The following is a 24,581-nucleotide window of genomic DNA, read 5'->3' as shown; positions in this document are numbered from 1 at the left end:
CTCAAAGGCGTGGCCGGACTCCAGCAGTCGGCGCAAATTCAGGCGCCTGGGTAGCTCTCTATCCGCGGCGTCCCGACCCCGCCTCGACGAGGTCCCGGACGGGCGGGCTGTCCAGCCTGTCGGGGGCGGCCGGGGCGCCGGGAATGTCGGAAGCGTCGCTGCGGCTCCTGCGCCCCACCGCGCGCCCCACGGCCATCGAAAGCCGGTGGGCGGGCTGTTCCACGTAGCGGTAGAACAGCTCGGCGATCACGAAAGCGGCGGCCACGGAGACGGCGAGCGCCAACGGAAGCGAGACGGATCGCAGCAAGGTGACGCCGGCCAGGATGATCGGGAGGTGCACCAGGTAGAGGCTGAAGGACACTCGTCCCAGCCATTGCGCGATGGCAGTGTCGCCGAGCCTCTTGGCCGAGCGGCAGGACACGAACAGCAGGACGATCAGCGTCGCGCCCGCCGTGACAACGGCCTCGACGCCGCGGATCGGCTGCTCGGGGCTGATCCATTCAGCGTTGGCCAGGAAGAGTCCCGCGGCGGCCACGAAGAACCAGACGAAGCGGGGCCAGGACTGCGTCAGTTCACGGATCCGCTCGCGTTCGGCGCCGAGGACGGCCCCGATGGCGAAAATCGGGAGATAGGACAGCCAGTCCAGGTGCTGCAAGGCCCCCACCACGGCGAGCAGCAGCGCAAGGCCAATTTTCACGTACCAAAGGCGCCGCCAGCGGAGGGCGATGAAGATGTAGACCGGGAGCAGGAGGGAGAACAGGACTTCCCATTTGAGGGACCACAGCGGGGTGTTGATCGTGCTCGCGTTCAGCAGGAGCAGCCCGTCCTTGAGAACCTGGGCCACGCTGGGGTTGGTCACGTACATGTCCGCCCACGGGCTCTGCAGCGGCGACGCCGACCGGGGTACAGCGGTCATCAATACAACGGCCACCGCCAGGGAAGCCCACGCCGGCAGGTAGAGGCGGAAAAAGCGCTTGGCGTAGTACTGGGCCCACTTCCCGGCCGCGCCCGGCCGGGTGAACGGCAGGACCAGCACGAAGCCGGAGAGCACAAAGAAGACGTGGACAGCCGGTGTGCCGTTCCAGAGGACGTGCAGCGGCGAGAACACCGCCCACTCCCCCGCCGTGGTGAGCCCAGCGGAGCGGTCGCCCTCAACGACGCTCCCGATTCCCGGGAGTGTGGAGAGGACGTGGCAGGCAACAACCACCAGGGCAGCGAGCCCCCTGAGGCCATCCAGCTGCGTGACTCGTGTTTGACCGGAGTTAGAGCGCATTGACCCTATGTTACCAGTTCGTTACATTTCACCCTCGTTGTCGGACCCCTATTTAGGCAGGTATACCAAGGCCGTGCCGGTCGCCGGGAGGCCATTCCCGCCCGCGTCCATGGTTGCTACACTTGCTACGGAGGCAGCCATGACAACCATCCCGCACCGCGAACTGCGCAACCAGAGCAGCAAGATTCTTGAGCGCGTCAAAAACGGCGAAACCATCGATGTCACAAACAACGGCGAGGTCGCCGCCACCCTGATCCCCCCGTCATCCTCCCCCTTCGAACGTCTGCTGTTGGCGGGTCAGGTGCGGCCGGCTGCCGGTGTCGTTGACTTTCAGGCACTGCCGCGCGTCCGCCAGGCCGGGGGCACGGCGGAAATCCTGGCCGACCTCCGCGGGGACCGTTGATCATCTACGTGGACACATTGGCTGTCCTCAAACTGGTCGTGGAGGAAGAGGAATCATCCGCTGCCGCCACGTACCTCTCAGCAGCGGCGGGGCGCGGTGACATGCTGGTGGCGTCCATGCTGCTCTACACGGAACTGCACTGCGCGGCGCACCGGCGCGGTTTCCCCGGTCAGCTGGTCAATTCCGTGCTCGGCGGGATTAACCTGGTGGATCTGGCGCGCTCGGACCTGATGTACGCGGCGGCCTTGCCCGGCGGTTTGCGGAGCGCTGATGCCATCCACCTCGCCGCCGCCATCCGGCTGCAGTCCGACGTTCTGGTGGCCTACGACGCCGAACTGCTGGCCGCAGCGGTCGACGCCGGGCTCAACGTTCTGTCCCCGGGCCGCGCGAATTGATGCTCACCCGCACCGAACCCTGAACGGGCCGTGCGAGGCCCCGGCTCAGTTCCCGCGCAGCGGCCAGTGGACCGGAAGCGGGTGGCGGGTGTTCCTTCAACCCTGCTGGGGTCGCGGACCGGGGTGGTTTCCTTTTACAAATGGATGTCAACAACGGTGATGCTGCCTTCTGTTTCGGAGACCGCAGGCCGGGCGCCCCCCGCGCCTGCGCGGACTCGAGCCGCCCAGGACCGGATCTCTTCCGGGCGCGGGGGATCAATGCTTCGCATCTCGGCAGTAGCCACCATCCGGCCGTAAATATCGTCGGAAGGGGTGCCGATTACATTGGCGAATTTTACGAGAGCTTCCGGATCGTCGATGTCTTCTTCGCCGAGCAGGTTGGTCCACAAAATGGACATGGCCCCGTCCGGGCAGGATTCTTCGAGCCTACAGAGTCCTTTAAACCATTTCACTGTCTCTTCGGAGACTTTCAAGGTCTTCGCCCAGTCTTGCGCGCTGTCGGAACCGAACCTCTTGAGGAGGTCTGCGGGCGAGTGGATGCCTTGGGCTTCCAGCGCGGATGCATGAACTTTGAGAGCGTCCAAAGATTTGAGGCGTGGCCTCCTTGAAGCCATGGCAATAAAGGCTGGATTCGAGCGGAGGGTCCTAAACGACGGATCGGAAGCAGCGGACTCCTTCAGATCTTCTAAGCCGAACGCGATCTCGAGGTCGTGTAGAGCCCCCGAATGATCGCTCTGGTTCTCTTCAAGGGCGTTGCAGGCACGGCTGTAGAGGTAGCGGAGGGACCTGGTTTGGATGTCTCCGGTGTCCCATTCCCTGGCGAGGGAACTCAGGTCCTGGGCGTGTGCCACCAAGGGACCTTCCACCGCGTCCTGGAGCCGGTGTACGTGCAGGTAAAGCTGTGCAGCTACCGGCTGCATCCGAACGGCGAAATCGCTCACGCGAGTTCCGGCAAGGGATTGGTCTGAGCCCGCTTGTTGGACGGCTTGCATCAAGGCCGTAGCCGCTTCAAGCCCTTGATGGATCACCGCCGCCTGCATATCTCTACTTACCTTGAGCCTGAGGTTGTTATAGCCGGTTGTCAGGACTTTCAGGAGCCGGATGCGCAGTGCCATATCGAGGGACGTGTCGGCTTCTCCGTCGAGCGAATTCCTGAGTTCTTCCAGGGCGGCGGTCAAGGACTTCAGTGACTTTTCCGAGCCTCCGAATCGCCCGTTGACCAGGTATCCGAGCCATGCCGCCTTATTGCCAGGGTCTTCGTCCACCGCGTTGGCGAGGAGAGAGCGGCGACAGGCCGAATCGTTGGTCCATGGCGGCAACGAGGCCAAGACTTGACGTGTCACGCTCCGCCAACTCGTGGCCCCGGCGAGTCCGTCCCTTAGATCCGGATATGCACGCGTCAGCGTCATAAGCGTGAACGCGGCAACGCCGCTGAGCAGTACGCGCTTGGCATCTGCGCCCGTGGGCTCCTTCGGAGACGACGGGAGAAACGACGCGTAGTTAATGAGTTCCGTGTCAGCCTTACGCCCGTTTCTGGTGATGCGGACAGCGGCGGTGGCAGTGTTCGGCAGGGACACCTCAATCTGCCAAGGCGGCGGAAAGATCAATAGTCCGCGCGCTGCGTTCAAGATTGCGGAAAGCCACTTCGGCGCGTCGCTGGTCGCGCCGCTCGTGAGGACAGCGTCGACAAATGCGGAAGCGTCAGAACCATGCGGGTAGGACAGGCCACGCGGGCGGCCGGCGCCAATCTGCTCAATGGATGCAAGGACGTACTGGGAAGCGGCAGCATCGGAGTTGCCGTCAGACCCCCTAACTGTGACCTCAATCCGGAGCTGGCTGCCCAGCCCGAATGCCAGAAGGAGCGCACCCAGGACAGCCAACATCAGCGCGGACGGGGCGACCCAAGTACCAATATTGTCGCCGCCGGGAATACCGCCCCACGCCCACCACCCAGCGGAAAAAGCGGCAAAAGCTAGGCCCACCGCCCAGATCGCGGTGCTTTCTCGCCGAGCGGCCGGGTTCAGGACGAATTTGGGCCTAATGATCCAGTAGGCCAGCAATCGACTGACCCCAAGGATGATGGCAAAGGCAATGAAAAAGGCGACGATGCCGCGAAAGTCATTGAGCGACGAGAATAGATTCCCGAAATTCCGCATCGCGTTGGAAAAAAATTCAATCATGATCCCGAACAAAGATCCGATCAATTCCACCTTGACCCCCAAAGAACGAGAACTTAATTCTTCTTAGTAGGCGCGCTGCAGGCCGTCCCTTACAGGGGACTAAGCCCCTAATCGGGCACCCCGTCGAGAGGATGGAGATCAGCAGAGTCCGGCCCAATGGTTATAACCCGTCGTCCGGACCCCAGCGCCGAGTTTCAGGACTTTGGCGTGCACGACGCAGCGATGATGTAACTTGCCGGCATCCATACCTGCCCAGAGGCGCACCGCCTCCCCTGGGCCGCCGCGATCCTAATCCGCCCCCGGCACACCCCGCACTAAATAGGAAAGTCGACTTCTCCTCCACAGCATGTCTGTGGTCGCATGTACCTTAGGCCTTAACCTCAGCACGCACGCCGCATCAAGGACACGATGGACTACTACGCAATCAGTTCGCTGCGTGAAAACCACGCCGGATGGTCGCTGCTGCGCGCGCAGAACGCCCCGCTGGCGGTCTCCTTCTTCATCAAAGCCTTCACCGGGCCCAACCAGCGCGACATCGGCCGCCAGGAGCTGATCGACCACCTCGACGACGTCCTGTTCGGCCTGCGCGACGTCTTCGGCGAGGACAAGTTCCCCCGCCCGGCGTCGGAGTACCTCGACGACTGGGCGGCCCCGGAGCGGGCCTGGCTGCGCAAATACTACGTGCCCGGCCAGGACGAGCCCCGCTACGATCTCACCGCCGCGGCGGAGGACGTGGTGCACTGGGTCGAGAGCCTGCGCGGCCGGGACTTCGTGGCCACCCAGTCGCGGCTGACCAGCATCTTCGCCGTCCTCAAGGCCCTGGTCCAGCAGTCCGAAACAGACCCCGAAGTGCGGCTGGCCGAGCTCCAGCGCCAGCGCGACGGCATCGACGCGGAGATGCAGCGGATCCGGGACGGCAGCATCAGGGTCATGACCGCCCCGGAAGCCCTGGACCACTTCCAGCAGCTGACGTCGCTGGCCAAGGACCTGCTCTCCGACTTCCGCGAGGTCGAGCAGAACTTCCGGAAACTGGACCGCCAGGTCCGCGAACAGATCGCCACGTGGGACGGCAGCCAGGGCGAGCTCCTGGAAACCATCTTCGCCAACCAGCAGGACATCAGCAGCTCCCTGCAGGGCCGGACATTCCAGGGCTTTTGGGACTACCTGATGTCCCCGCAGCTGCGCACCGAGCTGAAGGACCTGCTGCAGCGCGCCACCCGGATCGAGACGCTGGCCGGCGCCGAGAACCTCCAGACCGTCACCAACCTCCACCAGGACTGGCTGCCCGCCGTCGAGCAGACCCAGGCGACGGTCCGCCAGCTGTCCCAGCAGATGCGCCGGCTCCTCGATGACAAGGTCTTCCTGGAGAACAAGCGGATCATGCGGCTGATCCGGAGCATCGAAACCGGGGCGCTGGGCACCCGGGACGCGCCGCCGTCGGGCGTCTTCATGGAGATCGCCGCGCCGTCCGTGGACGTGGCCGCGGCCCTGCCGTTCGAGCGGCCCCTCTATGAGCCCAGCCGGAAGGTGATGGTGGACGACGACGTCGTGGCCGCCGACGACGCGGATGTGGACGCCGGCGCCCTGTTCAGCCAGTTCCACGTGGACACGGAGCGGCTCAAATCCAGCGTCGACGACGTCCTGGCCGGCACCGAACAGGCCACCCTCGCCGAGATCACGGACGCCCATCCGCTGCAGCAGGGCCTCGCCGAGATCGTGGCCTACTACCAGCTGGCCAGCGAATCCGAGTGGGCCAGCATCCACCCCGAAACCACCCAGCAGCTCTCCTGGTCCCTGCCGGACGGCAGCATCCGCGAAGCGACCATCGACCAGATCATCTTTGTGAGGCCCGCATGAACCCCGCCGCATCCCCCGCCACGCACCCGGCGGAAACCCGGACACCCGAGGAACTTCCCGGCGTCGTGACCCGCCTGTTCCGGGGTGTGGTGTACGCCGAAGCGGACGAGAAGATCTGGCAGTCACTGACGGCGCTGGAGTCCCAGGCCCGCGACTACGTGGCCGTGCTGGGGCTGGACCTGATCCTGGATGAGTCGGAGGGCTATGCGTTCCTCAGGTCGCGGGAGGACCCGGAGGGCAACCTCCCCCGGCTCATCCAGCGGCGCCGGCTGACCTTCGACGTCAGCCTCCTGCTGGCCCTGCTGCGCGGCCGCATGCTCGAATTCGACACCAACAGCAGCGATCCCCGCCTCATCATGACCGAGCAGGAGATCATGGACATGGTGGCCGTTTTCCTGCCCGAATCCAGCAACCAGGCCAGGATCCTGGACAAGCTGGGCGCCAACATCAAGAAGGTGGTGGAGCTGGGCTTCCTCCGCCAGCTGCGCGGACAGCCCGGGACGTACGAGGTGGCCCGGATCCTGAAGGCCTACGTGGACGCCCAGTGGCTGGAGGAGTTCGACGCGCGGCTGGCGGACTACCGGGCCACCTTGGACGGTTCCCCGGGCCCCGCCACGGGCACCAGCCCGGACGAACCGGCCGCACGGGACATTAGCGAACAGGACAGCAGCGACGGGGAGCCCGCATGACCGCCGACCTGCAGGACAGCCTCTTCAGCCTGGACGAACCTCTCGAACAGACCACGGACGACGCCGGCACTCCCCCGGGTTACCGGCTGCACCGTCTGGAACTGCTCAACTGGGGCACCTTCCACCAGGGCGTCCGGACCTTCCGGCTGGACGGTGCCAACAGCCTGCTCACCGGCGACATCGGCTCCGGAAAGTCCACCGTGGTGGACGCGATCACCACCCTGCTGCTGCCGGCCAACAAGATCGAATACAACAAGGCCGCCGGGGCGCAGAAGAAGGAACGCACCCTGATGTCCTACGTGCGGGGCTTCCACAAGAGCACCCGCAGCACCGGCGGTGAATACTCCAAGCCGGTCTCGCTCCGCGGCACCGGCACCCTCACGGTGGTGCTGGCGGTCTTCCACAACGCGATGCTGGGAAAGTCGGTGACGCTCGCCATCACCCTCTGGGCGGTGCAGGAGGCCGGGCAGCCCAACCGTTTCTACTCGCTGGCGGAAACGGACCAGACCATTGCCGGGGACTTCTCTAACTTCGGCCAGGACCCCGCCAAGCTGAAGAAGAAGCTGAAAGCTGCGGGTGCAACTGTCCATGACACGTTCGAGCCCTACGCGGCTGCGTTCAAGCGGCAGTTCGGCATCAGCGGGAACCAGGCCATGGAGCTCTTCCACCGCACGGTCTCCATGAAGCAGGTGGAGAACATCACCCACTTTGTCCGCACCAACATGCTGGACGAGGACGATGTTGCCGCCCGGATCACCAACCTGATCCACCACTTCGATGACCTCAAGAAGGCCCACGGCGCCGTGCTGCGGGCCAAGGACCAGATCGCCCTGCTGGCACCCATCCGGGAGGGAGCCGCCCGGCACGCCGCTCTCACGGTGGAGGACGAGCTGGCCAGGGCCCAGCGGGACCAGCTGCACCCGTGGTTCACCAACCAGCGCCTCATCCTGAGCCTGGAACACGCGGCGGAGCTGGAGAGCACCGGGGTCCGGCTGCGCGAGGACAGCGCGTCGCTGACTACCAAGATCGCCGGACTCCGGCACGAGATCTCTGCGGTGGCCGAGGACATCCGCACCAACGGCGGCGGCCGTCTGGCAGCCATCGACGCCGACGTCGCGCGACTGGGCGCCGATGCGCACGCACAGCGGACCCGCTACCAGAGCTACGCCGCAGCGGCGGCGGAGCTCGGCCTGCGCGCCCCGGAGGACCGGGTGCTGTTCGACGCCAACCGGGACCGGCTGGCCGCCGTCGAATCCGGGCTGGCGGAGCAGCACAGCGAGCTGCAGGAACGCCGCACCGGGCTGACCGTCCAGCGCAAGGAGCTCACCGAAAGCTCCGCCGCGATCAAGGCCGAGCTGACCAGCCTCCAGTCCCGGCGCAACCTGCTGCCGCTGCGGCAGCTGGAGATCCGGCGTCGGCTGTGTGAGGGAACCGGTGTGGAGGAGAAGGAGCTGCCGTTCGCCGGGGAGCTGCTGCGCGTCCGCGAGGGCGAGGCCGCCTGGGAAGGCGCGGCGGAACGGACGCTGCACGGCTTCGCCGTGTCGCTGCTGGTCCCGTCGGAGCACTACGCGGCGGTCAGCAGCTGGGTGGACGCGAACAATCTCCGCGGCCGGCTGGTCTACCTGAAGGTCGGCGACGCGCACTCCCCCAGGGCCGCGGAGCCCGGGACGCTGGCCGCCAAGATCGCGATCAAGCAGGGCACCCCGTTCCGCGATTTCCTGCTGGATGAGCTCGCCAGCCGCTTCGACTACGTCTGCTGCGACTCGCTGGAGGACTTCCGCCGCTTCCCCAAGGCGCTCACCGCCAACGGCCAGCTCAAGGGCGGACGCGGCAGGCATGAGAAGGATGACCGGAACGAGCTGACGGACCGCCGGAACTACGTGCTGGGCTGGGACAACCAGGACAAGATCAACCGGTTCCTCGCCGAGCTGGACGAGGTCAAGGGCCAGCTCCAGGTCGCGGAGACGCAGCTGGCGAAGGTCGACGGGCAGCTCGGCGACATCGGGCGCCGGAACCAGCAGCTGGGCACCGTCCGTTCCGTGTCCGATTTCGGCGAGATCAGCTGGGAGCTCACGGCCCGGCGGATCCAGGAGATCAAGGAGGAGCGCCGGGCGCTGGAATCCGCCAGCGACATCCTGCAGGAGCTGGCAGCCCGGGAAGCCGCGCTGAACGCCGACCTCGACCGGCAGGTGAGCAAGGCGGACAAGATCCGCGAGCGGCTCGGCGGCAACAACGAAGAGGCGGAGAACCTGGCGGAGGCGGTCGACGAATGCCGGGCGCTGCTGCAGGAGCAGCCGCTGACGGACGACGCCGGCCTGCTGGCCTCCGTCGCCGGCCTCGCCGCGGCGGCGCCCGGGGAGAAGGTCCTCACCTACAAGAACACGGTGGCGGTGGAAAGCCTGGTGCGGTCCGAGCTGACCAAGTCCATTGATGCCCTGTCCAAGCGGCTGGCGACGGCGGAGGCCGGCACGGTGCGGCTGATGGCCGACTTCCGGAACAAATACCCGAACGAGACCACGGAAATCGACGCATCCCTGGACGCCGCCGGTGACTACGAACGGCTCCTGGACCAGCTGGAGAAGAACGACCTGCCCAAGTTCGAGGCGCACTTCAAGGAGTCCCTGAACCAGAACACCATCCACGAGGTGGTGGCCTTCAACGCGTTCCTGGACAGCCGCCGGCAGGACATCGTGAACCGGATCACCGAGATCAACCTGTCCCTGGCCACCATCGAGTACAACCGCGGCCGGCATATCCAGCTGGAACACCAGAACAGCAGCGACCAGGACATCCGCCAGTTCATGGCGGACCTCCGCGCCTGTTCGGAGGGCACCATCGGGGACGACGAGCAGTACTCCGAGCAGAAGTACCTGCAGGTGGAGAGCCTGATCGAGCGGTTCCGCGGCAGGGAGGGCCTGACCACCCTGGATGAGCGGTGGACGGCGAAGGTCACGGACGTGCGGAACTGGTTCACCTTCTCCGCCTCGGAGAAGTGGACCGAGACCGGCGAGGAGTTCGAGCACTTCACCGACTCGGGCGGCAAGTCCGGCGGGCAGAAGGAGAAGCTGGCGTACACCATCCTCGCCGCGGCGCTGGCGTTCCAGTTCGGGCTCGGGGCCGGGCAGGGCAGCACCGGGAGTGGAAGCGGCAGCGGCCGGAACGCCGGCAAGGGCCGCAGCTTCCGGTTCGTGGTGATCGACGAGGCCTTCGGCCGCGGCTCGGACGAGTCCGCGCGGTACGGCCTGGAACTGTTCCAGCGGATGAAGCTCCAACTGCTGATCGTCACGCCCCTGCAGAAGATCCATGTGATCGAACCGTTTGTGGCCCACGTGGGCTTCGTGGCCAACACCAACGGCAACGATTCGCAGCTGCGGAACATGACCATCCAGGAATACCGGGACGAGCGGGACCGCCGTGCCTAAGCGGCGTCCCGAGGGCCCCGAACCGAGCTTGCGAGGTTTGGGAAGGGACCTCCGCGCTGAGGCCTCCGCTGTGCGGGCCCAGGGCTGGACCACACTGGCGATGCTCCGCGCCCAGTCGCAGAAGGCCTGGGACAGCGGGACGCTGCTGCGCGAGCTGATGGACCCCAGTGGCGTCTATCCGCGACGCCGCCCGCTAAAACGCCCGACGGCGGCCACGCTCCGGAGTGACTACGCCGCGGCCCGGGCGTGGGCGGCGGAGTTGTTTGCTGCCGTAGGTCACTTCACCTTGGAGACCGCGGAGGTGGGCCGCAGCACCATCGGGTCCAACCTGCTGCCTGCCGCGGCGGTGTTTGGTTCTGCTGAGGATGAGATTGCGTTCGTGGGGAAGTCCAGGGACGCGGCGCGGTTCCGCGGGCTCGCCGACGAGTTGTCAGCGCTGGACCCTGCCTTCCGTACGTGGGCGCTGAGGCGGCCGCTTCGCCTGCTGGAACTCGGCGACGACGCGCTGACCGCCGCGCGGGTGGCCCTCTGGCTGCGGGACAACCCGGAACCCGGCGTCTACGTGCGGCAACTCAGCCTGCCCGGAGTGCACACCAAGTTCATCGAGAGCCACAGAGAAGTTATTGAGAAGATGGCCGCGGAGCTACAGGTCGGCCTGCCGGTTCCCGGGGACGCTGGGGACGACGATGCCGTTCCGGAGGCGCCTTCGGAGCCGGGGTCGTTGCTGGGGCAGGCGACGGTCCGGACGTCAGCGGCACGCTTCGCCGCGAGGCATGGTTTTCTGCATCCGCCCGAGCTCGTCAGGTTCCGGGCGCTGGATCCCGGCATGCCACTGCTGGGCGAGGCACGGGACCTGACCGTCACGGCAGAGGCGTTCAGCACGCTGAACCTCCCCGTCCAGAGTGTGATCATTACCGAGAACCTGGTGAACTTCCTCGCCCTGCCGAAGGCCCCCGGCACGCTGGCCCTGTTCGGCGGCGGATACGGTTTTTCGTCGCTGAGAGATGCCCGCTGGCTCCGCGACTGCGGGGTCCGGTACTGGGGCGATCAGGACACTCACGGCTTCCGCATCCTCGACCAGCTCCGGGCCGTGCACCCGCACGTGGTCAGCGTGCTGATGGACGAGGCAACGCTGCTGGCGCACCGTGACGCGTGGAGCAGCGAGCCGACGCCGTCCCGGGCTGCGCTGAGCAGGCTGACCACGGAAGAGTCTGCGCTCTATGAAGCCCTCGGCAATGACCAGTTCGGAAAATCCGTCAGACTGGAACAGGAGCTGATCCGCTGGGACTGGGCCTCGGAGAGACTGCCGGACGGATGCCGTCGGATTGCCCCGTCCCCCGTTCGCGACGCCGGTGGACCCAAAGTTGCCGGGAGGCGCCAAGATAATGACCAGCATCCAAGGTGAGATTGTCATCGGTCGACCACTGAGTGAAGTCTTCGACTTCGTCGCCGACGAACGGAACGAGCCCAGATACAACCCCCGCATCCTGCATGTCGAGAAAGTCACCGGCGGATCCATGAGAAACGGGACGCAGTTCAAAGTGACCACAAAGTCCAGGGGACGGCCACTGACCATGCTCCTGAAAACCACGGAGTACCAGCGCCCTACGCGGCTCGCGAACACGACAAGCATGTCCTCGGCCACTATCCGAGGGGTCCTCACCTTCGAGCCCGCTGCTGGGGGCACACTCCTGCGCTGGTCATGGGACATCCAGCCCCGAGGCGCGCTCAAGTTCCTCTCCCCGATCATCGGCCGAATCGGCAAACGCCAGGAAGCCGCCAACTGGGCAAGCCTGAAGCGCTATCTGGAATCACTGCCGGCAGCAGAAACGCCGGGAAGCGGGCCGGCGCTGACGTGAATCCCCGGGGTGCTGACGTTAGCGGCGGATCCCCGGACGTTGTGATCTCGGCGAGGCGCTTGAGACCCAAGGAAATCACCGAACAGTCAGCCGCCTAGTTCCCGTTGGTACCATCCAGCTCGAAGAATCCGTGCTGATGTCGTCAAAAAATCCTATCCGATGGTGACGGTTGCTGCCGCCCTGCCGCTATTGACGGTGGCGCCAATCTTGTCTTTTTTCTTGACCACGTAGTTGCTTGCCCCCCGTTCTGATGCCCGCCAATAGACGATGCCAAGAACAGCTGCGGCGGCCAAGGCCAAGATGAAAGCCACATTGCTGGCCCAGGGAACGACCGCAGTGGCAATGCTCATCAGCGAGGAGGCCGGCTTCGAACCCGGTTCGTTTGCCTTGTCGGCCGCGAGAATCAGCGGGACGCCGACGAGAGATGCCATGAGGCCTGCGAAGGTGACGCCTCCAGCGAACATGATCCAGCGCCGGACAGACCGGTAGAGCCAATGGCTAACTTCGTGTTGGCCAGGAACTGACATATATCCCAGGTAGCCAGTGGCCAGGGCGAGAAAGAATGACGCACCTTGAAAGTATGGGCCTGTCACCTCGCCAGGATCCGTAAAGGTCTGCAACTGTGATACGACGATCGCGTTGCCGCCCAGTATCAGGGCCGAGTTCAGCGCGGTCAGCATTGGCCCGAGTAAGACGTTCTGTGGGTCCAGCCCGAGCCAGAGTGCGTATCTAAGATGGGATCTCAGCCGTTCGGGAGGGTGATGCCCCTCGTAGCGGATGTAGATGTTGGCAACCCGAGGTGTTTTCCATCGTCGATCCGCGAGGCCGCCGTGCCTTTGCAATTCTGCGGCCCCAGGGGGCTTGCCAGGCGTCTCGGACCCCCGTGTATCGAGGCACGTGTCATGGATAATGCTGCCTTGAGGCGCCTGAATCTCGAAGTGGTAGGTTTCTGGGGTCTCTGCGCCAAGTAGGTCTAAACAGAACTTGATCGGTCTTCCCGCAGTCCAGAATCTCTCCAAGGCGTGGCGGGGGTCAGTGATCTGAAAGGGAGCCAGGTAGCTGTATCGGAGATCATGTCGCTCCAGGTATTCGCGCGGAAGTATCAGCAGCCTCAACGAATTCGGCAACTGTGACGCCAAGTGTGACCACGGGAGAGCGAGCTCTTCCAGGTCGGCTACCGCATCGATGATTTGTTTCGTCTGCTCGGTGGTGAGGATGCTGATATGTCGGTCTTCGAAATCCACGGCGTGTAGCCCTGCATAGGAGACGTTCTTAAGTCCGATAGGAATAAGAAGTGCTGGAAGGTGCCCGGTGAAAACCTCCTGCACGTAGTCGCCGTGATTTTCTGCGGTCAGGTCAATGTCAAGGCTCACATTTACGCGGGCGGTTTCGGCGTCGATGAATTCCATGTCGACGACCCGCCGTTTCAACCATCGTCTGGTGTTTTGTAAGAGTCCTATCAGATGGTGGCCATATTGCATGGCAAGTATTTCGGGAGGAGTGTTTTGCAGCATGATTCCACCACGATTCTAGAATTCCGATGTCGGGACACCCGTATTCGGCTTGGCGTCTCAAGTCTTGAGGGCCGTAACAGCCTATTTTTCCTGGGCGCACGATAGCAGGGCCAAAGTGCCCCTGCAGGCCTCTAAGCGGTTGATTCCCCAGAAGATTACGGCGAATCGCGTGGTGAATCAAGGCGATAAAGCCCGTCTGGCAATGGTTAGCTATCGGTTATGGGGAAAAATTAGGGGCTGTAACGCAGCGTTGGCTGAAGGCGGAAGGGCCGGCGACTAGGCCGTGCCGTGGATGTAGGCCCCTTGTGGGACTAAATGAGCGAATTCCTGCGCGATTCTGGAATTTCGCGGTATGAAATTCAGGATCCAATGGATATTCTGACAGATGGGTCGACATGGAACTGTCCTCCAGACCCCCAGCTACCTGACCGGAATGACCGGGCAGCAAAACAAAGCGTTCAACCCGACGCTTATCGCAGGCAGTACATAGTTCGCTTCCCCCGGGGTCACCGCCCTGGCAGAAAGCCTGGGTGAGGCAGAGTTCGGCGTCGAAGACCCCGCGCCGTACCAATGTGCCCGCCATTATCCAGTCCGCCATCGCGCGCGCTCAGTTCGAGACCATCCACCCGTTCAACGACGGCTACGGCCGCACCGTGCGGGAACTGCTGCACGTCATGCCGTTCTGCAGGCCGCGCACGCGATCGCACCGTGGCTGGTGGTGTGGGATGACCATGAGGTGGACAACAACTGGGCGGACGAGATCCCGGAGAACACCGACGCCGGGCAGCTGAACGACACCACCGAGCATTTCCGGCAGCGCCGCGCCGCCGCGTTCCAGGCGTACTACGAGAACATGCCGCTGCGGCCCTCGTCCGTGCCGGCCGGGTTCGACATGAAGATCTACCGCACCATCCAGTGGGGCCAGCTGGCCAACTTCCACATGATGGACACCCGGCAGTACCGGGACGACCAGCTGGCCGGCGACGGCTGGAAGAAGAACGTGGCCGAGCGCCTGGCCGAGGACCGCACCATCACCGGCGCGGAGCAGGAGAGGTGGCTGCTGGACGGCTTCAGGAACTCCACGCAGCGCTGGGACATCCTGGGCCAGCAGGTGTTCTTCGCCGAGCGCGACCGGAACCAGGCACCGGAGATCGACGACGTCTCGATGGACGGGTGGGACGGCTACGCCGCATCGCGCCGCCGCATCACGCAGGGCTGGGTGGACGCGAACGTGCGCAACGCCGTGGTCCTCACCGGCGACGTGCACCGCAACTGGGCAAACGACGTGAAGGTGGACTACAAGGATCCTGCGTCACCCGTGGTGGGGTCGGAGCTGGTGTGCACGTCGATCTCGTCCACCGGCAACGGCACAAGCTCCACGACGGACGCGGCCATGGCCTGGAACCCGCACCTGAAGTTCTACAACGACAACCGCGGCTACGTGAAAACGAAGATCACCAAGGACGCGATGACCGCTGACTTCCGGACGCTGGACTACGTCACGACGCCGGGTTCCGCGGTCAGCACGAAGGCGTCGTTCGCGATCCAGGACGGGGAGCCGGGGCTGCAGTAGCGGGGGTAGACGTCACTTAGGGAAAGCGGACGACGGCGGGCAGGCGCCCGCCGTCGTCGGCTTTCCCCTTCCGTAGGGCCCCGCGGCGCCACGGCGTCTAATCGTCTGCGAGGTACTTGACGATGTCTTCGAGCAGTTCCGCAGGACGCGGCTTTGGTCCAGGCGGCGCTGGCACTCCGCCACGCTGCTGTGGAGGAGCGGCTAGCCGGAATCAGCAAGCCCTAAGCTGGGTGCCATGGCCACTGCCCCGGTGAAACGCAACCCCCTCGGCTCCCGCGTCTCACAAGCGGTGCAGACGCTCACGCCGGGGTACTTCGCACTCACTTATGGCCAGCGGGATCATCTCGGTGGGTCTTGAGCTGGAAGGCTTCGACGCACTCTCGGCAGCACTCCTTGTGGTCTGTGCGGTCTCTTACGCCGTGATCCTGGTTCTCAGCCTGGTGCGGCTGGCCAGGTTCCGCGCCGACATGCGCCGCGACTTCCTGGACCCCGGCCGGGCGTTCGGATTCTTCACCTTCATCGCCGGTACGAATGTGCTCGGCGTGCGCCTGGGGATGGCGGGGTGGCCGGGGACGACGGCGGCGCTTTTCGCCGTCGCGGTACTCGCCTGGGTGGTGCTTGGCTACGTTGTGCCGTGGACCGCCGTGCTGGGCCGGGACGAACGCCCCGTGCTGAAGGACGCCAACGGCAGCTGGTTCATCTGGTGTGTGGCCAGCCAGTCCGTGGCGGTCGCGGCGGCGTCGCTGGAACCCCTCGCCGGGCCGGACCTGCGCGCGGTCCTGGCGCTGGCCGCCGTCGTCGCCTGGTCGGTGGGGCTCATCCTGTACGCCGCCGTGGGGATCTTCGTCTCGCTGCGGCTCATGACCTATCCCATCCGGGCCGAGGACCTGCGCCCGCCGTACTTCGTGGCCATGGGTGCCATGGCGATCAGTGTCCTCGCCGGCGCGCGGATCGTCGAAATGGCCGGCGCGCCGATGGTGGATGCGACACGGGGGCTCGTGGCCGGTTCCTCCGTCGTGTTCTGGGCCTTCGCCTCGTGGCTCTTCCCGGTCCTCCTCGCGGCCGGATGGTGGAGGCACGTGATCCACCGGGTGCCCCTGTCCTACGAACCGGGCCTCTGGAGCGTCATCTTCCCCCTGGGCATGTACGCCGTGGCCGGGATCTACCTGGGGCGCGCTGACCACCTTCCCCTGGTGGCGCTGATTGGCCGCACGGAGCTGTGGCTGGCTGTCGCCGCATTCCTCGCCACCCTCGCTGCGATGCTGTGGCACCTGTGGGCCACGCTCGTGCGCCCGGGCAGGCGAAGCCAGGGCTGACGCGGCCCTCTCGCCGGCCTGCCTCCGCCGGCCCGTCTCCTAAGAACGCACCAGCACCTTCACCGCAACGCTGTCAGTTCTCTTCCAGTTCGCCCCGGACGAGCCGCCGCGTGACGTCGGTGAGCAGCTCTACGCCGCGCAGTGCGTCCTCGTCGCGGGTGTATTCGGCCTCGTTGTGTGAGATGCCCTCCACGCTGGGAACGAAGAGCATCACGGTCGGAACCACATCCTTCATATTGGTCGAATCGTGCCCGGCGACGGTCATGACCTCCTTGTGGGTATAGCCCAGGCCGTCCGCGCTGGCTTTGCCCAGCGCCACTCCGTTGGGCTGGTAGGACAGCACCCCCCAGTTGTGCGTGAGGTCGAGGCGGATCTCCGTGCGGGAATCGTGCTCGGCGTCGACAATCCGCTTGCCCAGCCGCTCCATGGCGAGGGCCAGCACGGACTCGTCCGGGGAGCGGAGGTCCAGGTTCATCAGCACTTGCCGCGCGATCGTCACCGGCGAGTTCGGCAGGACGAGCAGCTCGGATACCGAGGTATGCAGTAATCCGGGTTCAAATTCCGCGGTCAGTTCACGTGCGGCGGCGATGACCAGTGCGGCGCCGTAAAGGGCGTCACGGCGGTCCCCCATGCGGGTCGCGCCTGTGTGGGACTGGGCTCCGTCCACGCTCACGCGGTACTTGCTGGCGGCCCAGGTGCGGTCCACGATCCCCACGTGGGTGCCGCTCTCCTCCAGGTCCCGGCCCTGCTCGATGTGGATTTCGGCGTAGCGGGCCACCTGGGCGAGGACCGGGGCCCTCCCGTCCGCGGCGCGGTGCCCTGTGGCCAGGGCTTCGGCTACGGTCGTGCCCGCCGGATCGGCCGTTGCCAGGGCGACGTCCAGCTCCAGCTTCCCGGTGAAGACCCCGCTTCCCATCATGCTGGGGCCGAAGCGGCTGCCTTCCTCGTTGAACCAGTTCACGACGGCCAGATTGTAGATGGGGTCCAGGTTCCCGGCCCGGGCCTCCGCCGCAAGGCGGGTGCCCGCGTGGGCCGCGGCGAGCACGCCGTAGGCCCCGTCGTAGCGGCCGGCCAGCGGCTGGGAGTCCAGGTGCGAGCCGACCAGCACGTACGGGGCGCCGGGCACCAGTTCCATGGTGCCGAACTGGTTGCCTGCCTCGTCTACGGTTTCGGTGTACCCGTGCTGTGCCAGCCACTGGCTGAACCACGTCCGGGTGGCATGGTCGGCCGCCGTGCCGGCCTGCCGTTCAACGCCGCCGCCGGGCGTCGCGCCGAAGCTGGACATCGTCGCGAAATCCGCGAGGAACTGCTCGTGTGTGGTGCTCATGGGGTTTCCTTCCCTATCAGTACTGCCTCAAGGTCTTCGCCGCGAACCCGCGACGGGAGATTTTCTTCGCCGAAACGGATCCGGCCGCCCACCATGGTGGCCAGGACGCGGGTGGCCCCGATCGCTGAGGGGCCGACGGCGGTCGGGTCCTGGTCGAGGAACACCAGGTCCGCCAGGTAGCCCGGCGCCAGACGCCCCTTGACGTGGCCGGTTCCCGTGGCGGCGGCCGAACCCGTGGTGTAGGCCGCCAGCGCCTCGGCTGCCGTGATCCTTTCCGCCGGGCCGTAGACCTCGCCGGACGGGGTCAGCCGCTCCACGAAGGACTGCATGACATCCAGCGGCCGGCCGTTGGAGACGGGACGGTCCGAGCTTCCCGGCAGCACCACGCCGCGGTTCAGCAGGGTCTTGGCCGGATAGGACCACGCCGTGCGCTTCGGCCCCAGCAGGCGGGCCATGCCGTCGCCGAATTCGGTGATGAAGTGCGGCTGCGGGACCAGCACGATGCCGGCCTCGGCAATCCGGTCCAGCTGGTCGGGGCGGACCACGCCGCCATGCTCGATCCGGTTGGGCTGTGAATTGGGACCGTAGCTTTCCTGCGCCTCGGTGATGATGTCGATCGCATGGTCAACGGCGTGGTCACCGATGGCGTGCATCGCAATCGCCCACCCTGCCCGGTACGCGCCAAGCGCCGATTCACGCAGCTTGTCTGCGTCCATTTGGAGGTAGCCGTGGTTGTGGGAGCAGCCGACATAGTCCTCGGTCATGTAGGCCGTACTGCCCAGGAGCGAGCCGTCACTGAAGATCTTCACCGGGCCCAGGCGGAGCCAGTCATCCCCCAGCCCGGTGCGGATTCCGGCGTCGAGACCTGCGAAGGCCCGGTCGTCCGCGTGGCCGGCCACGTCGTGGAGCGAGTCGATGACCATCATCGGCTGCATTCTGACGCTGAGCAGGCCTTTATCAGCCGCGTTCTGGTAAGCCGCGAATTCGCGGGGCGAGTAGCCGATCCAGCCCCCTGCAATGCCGGCATCGGTGACGCTTGTGATGCCTTCGGAGAGGTAGTGCGACGTGGCCAAATCCAGTGCGCGTTCGATCGTCTCCAGCGGGTAGGGAAGCAGGATGTCCTGCACCAGGCGCATGGCGTTTTCCTCCAGCAGCCCCGTGGGAGCGCCGTCATCACCCACGACGACGGCGCCGCCGTCGATCGGGGCGGTGAGGTCGGCGTTGGCGGCAACAAGGTCCAACGCCACGCCGTTGAGCGTGCATGCGTGGCCCGAGGAGTGTTTGATCCACACCGGGCGCCCCCCGGCGGCTGCATCCAGGCGGTCGCGGTCCGGCTGCTGCCCGCCGATCAGGAGCGGGCTGTAACCGGACGCCACCACCCATTCGCCCTCGGCCAGCCCGGCCGCGGCCCCGGCGATGATCTGGTACACCTCGTCCAGGCTTGCCACGGCCCCCAGGCTGGCCTCCATCAGCCCGAGGCCGAACCACACGCTGTGCGCATGGACGTCGTTGAACCCGGGAACGATCGTGGTTCCCGCAGCGTCGATGGTCCGGACGCCATGGCGGGCGAATTCTGGGTCCGGGTCCACGTCAAGGATTTTGCCGTCGTGGATGAGCAAGCTTGTCGCTGCGGGGCGGGATGCGTCCTGGGTCAGGATGCGGGCGTTGCGGATCAGCAAATCGACGGGCATAAATCCTCTTTGATGTGGTTCCGGGACCGTTCTGAGGCGCCGGGTTGGGCCTGGGAGTGGAGCTCCCCGTCCCATTCAACTCTGTAATATTGCTGCCTTCAATGGACATCCAACGCCGTTTCGTGGCTGAAATTTAGGCTTTTGCATAAAATCGGCTCATGACATCACCTGACGGCCGTACTGCCCGTTCCGCCGGGGCGCCTCCCCGGGAATTCCGTCCGGGCCGGCACGCCGAGCCAGAATGGACCGAGCTTCTGGAAAGCCTCTGGAAGGACCGCGACCAGCTGGTCAAAGACTTTCTGGAACGGTTCTCCGCCATTTCCTACGGTGAAGCACTCGTCCCCAAGGAAGACATCTACCAAACCGCCGCCGACACCATGGACATGTTCCTGTTTCAGATGGCGGGGCTGGAGCTTCCCCCTGATCTGCGGGCCCTTCCCCGCGAGGTGGCCGCGCGCCGGGCCCGCCAGGGGGTCCCCCTGGATGCGTTCCTCGAAGCGATCCGCAACGACTTTCGCGTCCTCTGGAAGGGGCTGGAGCGGGTCGCGCGGGACAAAGGAATCGGAGTCCTGGTGGCCAACATGGACCGGGTCCTCGACGCCGTCGAAGGCTATGTGAGCAGCATCCAGCAGGCGTATGCCGAGGAAGAGGCGCGGCTGGCCCGCAACAAGCAGCTCTACCGTCAGCGGCTGCTGTCCAGGCTCTTCAACGCGGAACTGGGCGCGCCCGGGGATGTCCAGGACCTTGCCGCGGCCCTCGGCGTGCAGGCCGCCGGGACCTTCGAAGTGCTGGCCGTTACCTCGGACGCCGTGGCGCAGGCCCAGCGGCAGGTCGAGTCCGAGCACCGCACCTATGCCTACGAGAACGCCGGTGTGCTGTACCTCTTCCGCCAACAGCGCAAGGGGCGGACCTGGTCCCAGGAAGGGCCGCCCTTCCCGGCCGGATATGTCCCCGGCGTCGAGGGGCTGGCTGCCGTCCCCGCGGCGGCCGCCTCGGCGCTTGCGCTGGCGCGGCACAAGCGCCGCGGCGCGGGCCTCGCTACGATGGAGGACACTTGGATGGGAATCGCCGGGGATCTCCTGGAGCAGAAATTCCCGGACTTTTCGGCCCCGCTTCGGCAGGCACTGGACAACTGCACGCCGCTTGAGCGCCAGCGCCTGCTGCAAGTGGCACGCAGCTACGGGCGTACCGGATCCATCAAGGAGACCTCGGAAGAGCTGTTCTGCCACCGCAATACCGTGGTGAACCGCCTGCACAGCCTGCACGAGGTCATCGGCCTGGACCTCACAGTGCCGGCCGAGGCCGCGAGGGCACTGGTCGCCCTCAGCAACTACAGCGACCCCGATGAGTAGTTTGTGAAAATGCCCAACCCGCGGGCGAAAACTGGGTGGATATTGTCATTGTTCAGGGCTTTATCACTCGCTTAGTCTCGAATAACCACCGCAGCTGCGCAGGCCTTCGCCTTCCGACTGCCGCGGGACCCGAGATGCACCCCTCCACCCGCTCGAAAGGGCCCACGCAGTGACGACCTCAAATTCGATCTCCCCCGCCACAGGTGCCCCTCCGGTCATCTCCGGCAAGGACGCGGGAAAAATTGCCCGCGCCGCCTTCGTCGGAACGGCACTGGAGTGGTACGACTACTACCTCTTCGGCACCGCCGCAGCCCTGGTGTTCAACCGGCTCTTCTTCACCAACATGGACCCCACCGCGGCCCTGCTGGCCTCCTTCGCCACCTTCGGCGTCGGCTTCGCTGCCCGTCCGATCGGCGCCGTCATCTTCGGCTATATCGGCGACCGTTACGGCCGCCGGCCGGCCCTGCTGATCACCATCGTCATGATCGGCGTAGCCACCGCCCTCATCGGCCTGCTGCCGGACTTCGGCAACATCGGATTGGCCGCGCCAATCATGCTCGCCGTACTGCGCCTGGTCCAGGGCCTGGCCGTCGGCGGCGAGTGGGGTGGCGCCGTGACCATGGCCGTGGAACATGCTCCGGTGGAAAAGCGGGGCCGGTACGCGGCAATGGTCCAGCTCGGTTCGCCGGTCGCGACGCTATTGGCCTCCGGCGCCTTCTCCTTGGTGCTGCTCTTCCCGTCCGAAGCCTTTGATGCCTGGGGCTGGCGAATACCGTTCCTCTTGGCCTTCCCGATGCTGGGCATCGCGCTCTGGATCCGCCTCAAGGTGGAGGAATCCCCCATCTTCAAAGACCTGCTCGCCCAGGGCGAAACCTCCAAGGTCCCGGCCCTGGACGTGTTCCGCCACGCCGGCGGCCGCCTGCTGGTGGCAGTCCTCGCCGCCCTGCTCGGCGTCGGCGGTTTCTACATGATCACCACCTTCGTGGTGAGCTACGGCGCCAACACCCTGAAGGTAGACCGGAACGTCATGGTCAACGCGACGCTGATTGCCGCCGTGGCGCAGATCGGTGTCACGTTCTTCATGGGCCGACTGGCCGAGAAGATCGGCCCGGGCAAGGTCACCATGTGGGGCGGCATCATCAGCGCCATCACGGCTTTCCCCCTCTTCGCGATGATCGACACCAAGTCCCCGCTCATGATCACGCTGGCCATCACCGTCGGGATCATGCTCATAGCAGTGGCCTACGCCGTCAACGGCGCTCTGCTGACCGAACTGTTCCCGCCGAAGCTGCGCTATTCCGGCGTGGCACTCGGGTACAACATTGCCGGCGCAACCAGCGGCTTCATGCCGCTGCTGGCCACGGCCATGCTGGGCATCTCCGGCAACCAGTCGTGGGGCGCCGCCCTGATCCTGGCGATCATCTCGCTGCTCACCGCCGTGGGAGGGTTCTTCGGCGAGCGCCTCCGGGTCCAGGACAAGAAACTCGTCGCCAGCAGCTAAGACGGACCGCTGCGGACCAGAGCCTCCGCCGCAATCCCATCGAATGCCCAACCACCCACAAGGGGGAGCCGTCCGCCGGACGGCTCCCCCTTTCGTTAGGAGACCACCATGCTCAGTGACGACCAAACCCGTCGCATCCTGGACGCCGTCGACGCCGGCTTCGACGCGCAGCTTTCCTTCACGCAGGACCTGGTCAAGCACCCGTCGCTGCGGACCCGGGAGGGCAGCGCCCAGGACCTGATGTTCGGGGCGATGTCCGGCCGCGGCCTGGAAATGGACCGCTGGGAGCTGGATGCCGAGGAGCTGTCCGCCCATGAGGGCTTCGGGCCGGTGACGGTGTCCTATGAAGGGATGACCAACGTGGTTGGCACGTACCGCCCGGGCACCGAACGCGGCCGTTCACTCATCCTCAACGGTCATATCGACGTCGTCCCCGAAGGCCCGTCCGAGGACTGGTCCCGCCACCCCTGGGACGCCCCCGTCATCGACGGGTGGATGTACGGCCGCGGCGCCGGCGACATGAAGGCCGGGCTCGCGGCCAACCTTTTTGCCTTCGACGCCGTGCGCGCCGCCGGGTTCGAGCCGGCCGGCCGCATCCACTTCCAGTCCGTCGTCGAGGAGGAATGCACCGGCAACGGCTCACTTTCCGCCCTGATGCGGAACTACCGCGCGGACGCCGTCATCATTCCCGAACCGGAGGAGGACATGCTGGTGCGCGCCAATGTGGGCGTGCTCTGGTTCAAGGTCAGGGTCACCGGCAACCCGACGCATCCGCGCGAGATGGGCACCGGCTTCAACGCCATCGACGCCGCCTACACGGCGATGTCAGCGCTGCGCGAGGTCGAGGAAAAGTGGAACGCGGACCGGGGACAGCACCGCTACTTCGAAGACCTGGACCACCCCATCAACTTCAACTTCGGCGGGATCGCCGGCGGGGACTGGCCCTCCAGCGTTCCGGCCTGGTGCGAGTTCGATGTGCGGGCGGCAATCTATCCGGGCATTACCGCCGAACATGCCTGGGCCGAACTCCAGGAGTGCCTCGCGCACCTGGGCCGCGGGCCGGCCCCCATCAAGGCTGTCGGCGTCAAGACCGGTTTCTTCTCGGAAGGCTACGTGCTGGAACCGGGCAGCGATGCTGAAGCCATGCTTGAGCGCACCCATGCCCAGGTGTTCGGCCGCAAGCTGGAAAGCTTCACCACACCCGGCTACCTCGACGGCCGGGTCTTCGCCCTGTACGCCGACACGCCGGCGCTGGTGTACGGCCCCGTCTCGGAGTCGATCCACGGGTTCGACGAGCGGGTCTCGGTCGAATCCATCCGCCGGATCACCAAGAGCATCGCCCTGTTTATCGCCGGCTGGTGCGGCATCGACGACCGGCCCGAGAACCCTGCGCAGGGTTAGCCGGACGACGGCGGCACGCGGCCGCCGTCGTCCGCCCGCTTTCCCGGGGTTGTTCTGCCCATGGCCGGACGCGGCGCAGGTGTGACAGCATTCCCAAGTGGGCCCGTCACCGGAGCCCGTCATCAGAACTGGGGGAAAATGAACGGCCGAACGCAACTGCACCTGCCCTCCAGTGTCCGGACGGTTCTCCTGATCCTTGGAACAACCCTGATGGCTGGCTGCGCGGCACCGCAGCAGCCCGCCGCGGTGACCAGCAGCGCCCCGCCGGTCACCCAGGCCCCCGCGCCGGTGGCGGAAAGCTTCGCCAGGTACGAGGCGTTGCGTGCAGAGATGATTGCGGCGCTGGAAGCGAAGATGCCGGAGATCAGCTGGACCGTGGACAAGCCGGCCACCCTGGCCGCGTCGAAGGACGGCAGATGCCTGCTCAGCCCGCAGACCATGAAGAGTAGCGCCGACGTGGTGGAGCCCTCCAGCCACTTCGCCGACATTTTCTCGGCCGGCGACCCGGTCCTGGCGCGGCACGGATTCCCTGCCTTCGGTGGAACGGATGCAGTTCCCGGCGGCTGGGTGGTGGCCCGCAGCACGGACGCCGCCGGCGCCACCCTGACGATCGAATCAAAGAGCCCGGCGTACCTGCGCATCAGCGTCCCGGTCGACTCCCCCACCTGCACCGCGGACGAGATCCCGCCGAAATGACGGTGTCGTAACTCCCGGGCGGGAGAACCGCGGCAGACAGAGAACCACCACAGCCTGACGTTATCGCAATGCGGACCAGCAGGGCCGGGCCAGCAAGGGAAGTCTCTGAGTCTGCAAGTTCAGGAAAGCCGG

18 protein-coding genes and 1 pseudogene are annotated in these 24,581 nt (G+C 65.7%); 14 read left to right on the top strand and 5 right to left on the bottom strand.

The genetic code is table 11. The features are described 5' to 3' along the window. Window positions 1-58 precede the first annotated feature (58 nt). Complete coding sequence (locus tag QCD75_RS16180; RefSeq protein WP_301230319.1) at window positions 59-1,273, bottom strand: acyltransferase family protein; 1,215 nt, start codon at window positions 1,271-1,273, stop codon at window positions 59-61. 139 nt (window positions 1,274-1,412) lie between these two features. On the opposite strand from QCD75_RS16180, the gene QCD75_RS16175 reads away from it, so the two are divergent. After that, window positions 1,413-1,676, top strand: a complete 264-nt coding sequence (locus tag QCD75_RS16175; protein ID WP_301230318.1) for a type II toxin-antitoxin system Phd/YefM family antitoxin — start codon at window positions 1,413-1,415, stop codon at window positions 1,674-1,676. An 8-nt stretch (window positions 1,677-1,684) separates the two neighbouring features. Continuing rightward, window positions 1,685-2,071, top strand: a complete 387-nt coding sequence (locus QCD75_RS16170; protein ID WP_301230317.1) for a type II toxin-antitoxin system VapC family toxin — start codon at window positions 1,685-1,687, stop codon at window positions 2,069-2,071. 134 nt (window positions 2,072-2,205) lie between these two features. Here the strand turns inward: QCD75_RS16170 and QCD75_RS16165 are convergent, their stop codons facing one another. Continuing rightward, window positions 2,206-4,281: a hypothetical protein gene (locus QCD75_RS16165; protein WP_301230316.1), complete on the bottom strand. Its 2,076-nt coding sequence runs from the start codon at window positions 4,279-4,281 to the stop codon at window positions 2,206-2,208. 378 nt (window positions 4,282-4,659) lie between these two features. Between QCD75_RS16165 and QCD75_RS16160 the strand changes: the two genes are divergently transcribed. Genes QCD75_RS16160 through QCD75_RS16140 form a run of 5 tightly spaced genes read left to right on the top strand, consistent with a single transcriptional unit; the run spans window position 4,660 to window position 12,078 of the window. Then, a complete protein-coding gene (locus QCD75_RS16160) occupies window positions 4,660-6,108 on the top strand; it encodes a DUF3375 domain-containing protein (RefSeq protein ID WP_301230315.1) in 1,449 nt (482 codons plus the stop codon). Continuing rightward, the gene (locus tag QCD75_RS16155) at window positions 6,105-6,797 is read left to right on the top strand and encodes a DUF4194 domain-containing protein (RefSeq protein WP_301230314.1); all 693 of its coding nucleotides are present in this window, start codon (window positions 6,105-6,107) and stop codon (window positions 6,795-6,797) included. Before QCD75_RS16160 ends, QCD75_RS16155 begins: the two co-directional genes overlap by 4 nt. Beyond that, a complete protein-coding gene (locus tag QCD75_RS16150; RefSeq protein ID WP_301230313.1) occupies window positions 6,794-10,219 on the top strand; it encodes an ATP-binding protein in 3,426 nt (1,141 codons plus the stop codon). The genes QCD75_RS16155 and QCD75_RS16150 overlap by 4 nt, the downstream gene beginning before the upstream one ends. Window positions 10,220-10,256: 37 nt before the next feature. Beyond that, the gene (locus QCD75_RS16145) at window positions 10,257-11,624 is read left to right on the top strand and encodes a Wadjet anti-phage system protein JetD domain-containing protein (protein ID WP_301230312.1); all 1,368 of its coding nucleotides are present in this window, start codon (window positions 10,257-10,259) and stop codon (window positions 11,622-11,624) included. Then, the gene (locus QCD75_RS16140) at window positions 11,605-12,078 is read left to right on the top strand and encodes an SRPBCC family protein (protein ID WP_301230311.1); all 474 of its coding nucleotides are present in this window, start codon (window positions 11,605-11,607) and stop codon (window positions 12,076-12,078) included. Before QCD75_RS16145 ends, QCD75_RS16140 begins: the two co-directional genes overlap by 20 nt. 152 nt (window positions 12,079-12,230) lie before the next feature. Here the strand turns inward: QCD75_RS16140 and QCD75_RS16135 are convergent, their stop codons facing one another. Beyond that, window positions 12,231-13,592 (bottom strand): hypothetical protein, encoded by a 1,362-nt coding sequence (locus tag QCD75_RS16135; protein WP_301230310.1) that lies wholly within the window; start codon window positions 13,590-13,592, stop codon window positions 12,231-12,233. A 530-nt stretch (window positions 13,593-14,122) separates the two neighbouring features. Between QCD75_RS16135 and QCD75_RS22240 the strand changes: the two genes are divergently transcribed. From QCD75_RS22240 to QCD75_RS16125, 3 genes and pseudogenes are all read left to right on the top strand, one after another. Continuing rightward, entirely contained in the window at window positions 14,123-14,383 is a 261-nt protein-coding gene (locus QCD75_RS22240; protein ID WP_367400664.1) for a Fic family protein, read from the top strand. Then, window positions 14,272-15,165: pseudogene (locus QCD75_RS16130) on the top strand (alkaline phosphatase D family protein); the annotation flags it as partial. The gene QCD75_RS22240 and the pseudogene QCD75_RS16130, both read left to right, overlap by 112 nt. 326 nt (window positions 15,166-15,491) lie before the next feature. Continuing rightward, window positions 15,492-16,481, top strand: coding sequence for a tellurite resistance/C4-dicarboxylate transporter family protein (locus QCD75_RS16125; protein WP_301230309.1), 990 nt, complete (start codon window positions 15,492-15,494; stop codon window positions 16,479-16,481). A gap of 73 nt (window positions 16,482-16,554) precedes the next feature. Here QCD75_RS16125 and QCD75_RS16120 read toward each other — a convergent pair whose 3' ends face one another. Then, window positions 16,555-17,808: a M20 family metallo-hydrolase gene (locus tag QCD75_RS16120; protein ID WP_301230308.1), complete on the bottom strand. Its 1,254-nt coding sequence runs from the start codon at window positions 17,806-17,808 to the stop codon at window positions 16,555-16,557. After that, window positions 17,805-19,499 (bottom strand): amidohydrolase, encoded by a 1,695-nt coding sequence (locus QCD75_RS16115; protein WP_301230307.1) that lies wholly within the window; start codon window positions 19,497-19,499, stop codon window positions 17,805-17,807. The genes QCD75_RS16120 and QCD75_RS16115 overlap by 4 nt, the downstream gene beginning before the upstream one ends. A gap of 158 nt (window positions 19,500-19,657) precedes the next feature. Here QCD75_RS16115 and QCD75_RS16110 point away from each other — a divergent pair, with 158 nt between their 5' ends. From QCD75_RS16110 to QCD75_RS16095, 4 genes are all read left to right on the top strand, one after another. After that, entirely contained in the window at window positions 19,658-20,851 is a 1,194-nt protein-coding gene (locus tag QCD75_RS16110) for a helix-turn-helix domain-containing protein (RefSeq protein ID WP_301230306.1), read from the top strand. Window positions 20,852-21,020: 169 nt separating this feature from the next. After that, the gene (locus QCD75_RS16105) at window positions 21,021-22,352 is read left to right on the top strand and encodes an MFS transporter (RefSeq protein WP_301230305.1); all 1,332 of its coding nucleotides are present in this window, start codon (window positions 21,021-21,023) and stop codon (window positions 22,350-22,352) included. 108 nt (window positions 22,353-22,460) lie between these two features. Beyond that, complete coding sequence (locus QCD75_RS16100; RefSeq protein ID WP_301230304.1) at window positions 22,461-23,753, top strand: ArgE/DapE family deacylase; 1,293 nt, start codon at window positions 22,461-22,463, stop codon at window positions 23,751-23,753. 138 nt (window positions 23,754-23,891) lie between these two features. Further along, a complete protein-coding gene (locus QCD75_RS16095; RefSeq protein WP_301230303.1) occupies window positions 23,892-24,449 on the top strand; it encodes a hypothetical protein in 558 nt (185 codons plus the stop codon). Window positions 24,450-24,581 lie beyond the last annotated feature (132 nt).

Origin of the sequence: Arthrobacter sp. PsM3 (genome assembly GCF_030433895.1) — a bacterium.
Classification (GTDB): domain Bacteria; phylum Actinomycetota; class Actinomycetes; order Actinomycetales; family Micrococcaceae; genus Arthrobacter.
Note: the sequence above shows the minus strand (reverse complement) of the source record. Positions and strands in the feature narration are given on the sequence as shown.

Excerpts from the sequence above, each read along its gene's own strand:
- QCD75_RS16180 (WP_301230319.1), bottom strand. The coding sequence starts at position 1,273 with ATGCGCTCTAACTCCGGTCAAACACGAGTCACGCAGCTGGATGGCCTC.
- QCD75_RS16175 (WP_301230318.1), top strand. The coding sequence starts at position 1,413 with ATGACAACCATCCCGCACCGCGAACTGCGCAACCAGAGCAGCAAGATT.
- QCD75_RS16160 (WP_301230315.1), top strand. The coding sequence starts at position 4,660 with ATGGACTACTACGCAATCAGTTCGCTGCGTGAAAACCACGCCGGATGG.
- QCD75_RS16155 (WP_301230314.1), top strand. The coding sequence starts at position 6,105 with ATGAACCCCGCCGCATCCCCCGCCACGCACCCGGCGGAAACCCGGACA.
- QCD75_RS16150 (WP_301230313.1), top strand. The coding sequence starts at position 6,794 with ATGACCGCCGACCTGCAGGACAGCCTCTTCAGCCTGGACGAACCTCTC.
- QCD75_RS16140 (WP_301230311.1), top strand. The coding sequence starts at position 11,605 with ATGACCAGCATCCAAGGTGAGATTGTCATCGGTCGACCACTGAGTGAA.
- QCD75_RS16135 (WP_301230310.1), bottom strand. The coding sequence starts at position 13,592 with ATGCTGCAAAACACTCCTCCCGAAATACTTGCCATGCAATATGGCCAC.
- QCD75_RS16125 (WP_301230309.1), top strand. The coding sequence starts at position 15,492 with ATGGCCAGCGGGATCATCTCGGTGGGTCTTGAGCTGGAAGGCTTCGAC.
- QCD75_RS16120 (WP_301230308.1), bottom strand. The coding sequence starts at position 17,808 with ATGAGCACCACACACGAGCAGTTCCTCGCGGATTTCGCGACGATGTCC.
- QCD75_RS16115 (WP_301230307.1), bottom strand. The coding sequence starts at position 19,499 with ATGCCCGTCGATTTGCTGATCCGCAACGCCCGCATCCTGACCCAGGAC.
- QCD75_RS16110 (WP_301230306.1), top strand. The coding sequence starts at position 19,658 with ATGACATCACCTGACGGCCGTACTGCCCGTTCCGCCGGGGCGCCTCCC.
- QCD75_RS16100 (WP_301230304.1), top strand. The coding sequence starts at position 22,461 with ATGCTCAGTGACGACCAAACCCGTCGCATCCTGGACGCCGTCGACGCC.
- QCD75_RS16095 (WP_301230303.1), top strand. The coding sequence starts at position 23,892 with ATGAACGGCCGAACGCAACTGCACCTGCCCTCCAGTGTCCGGACGGTT.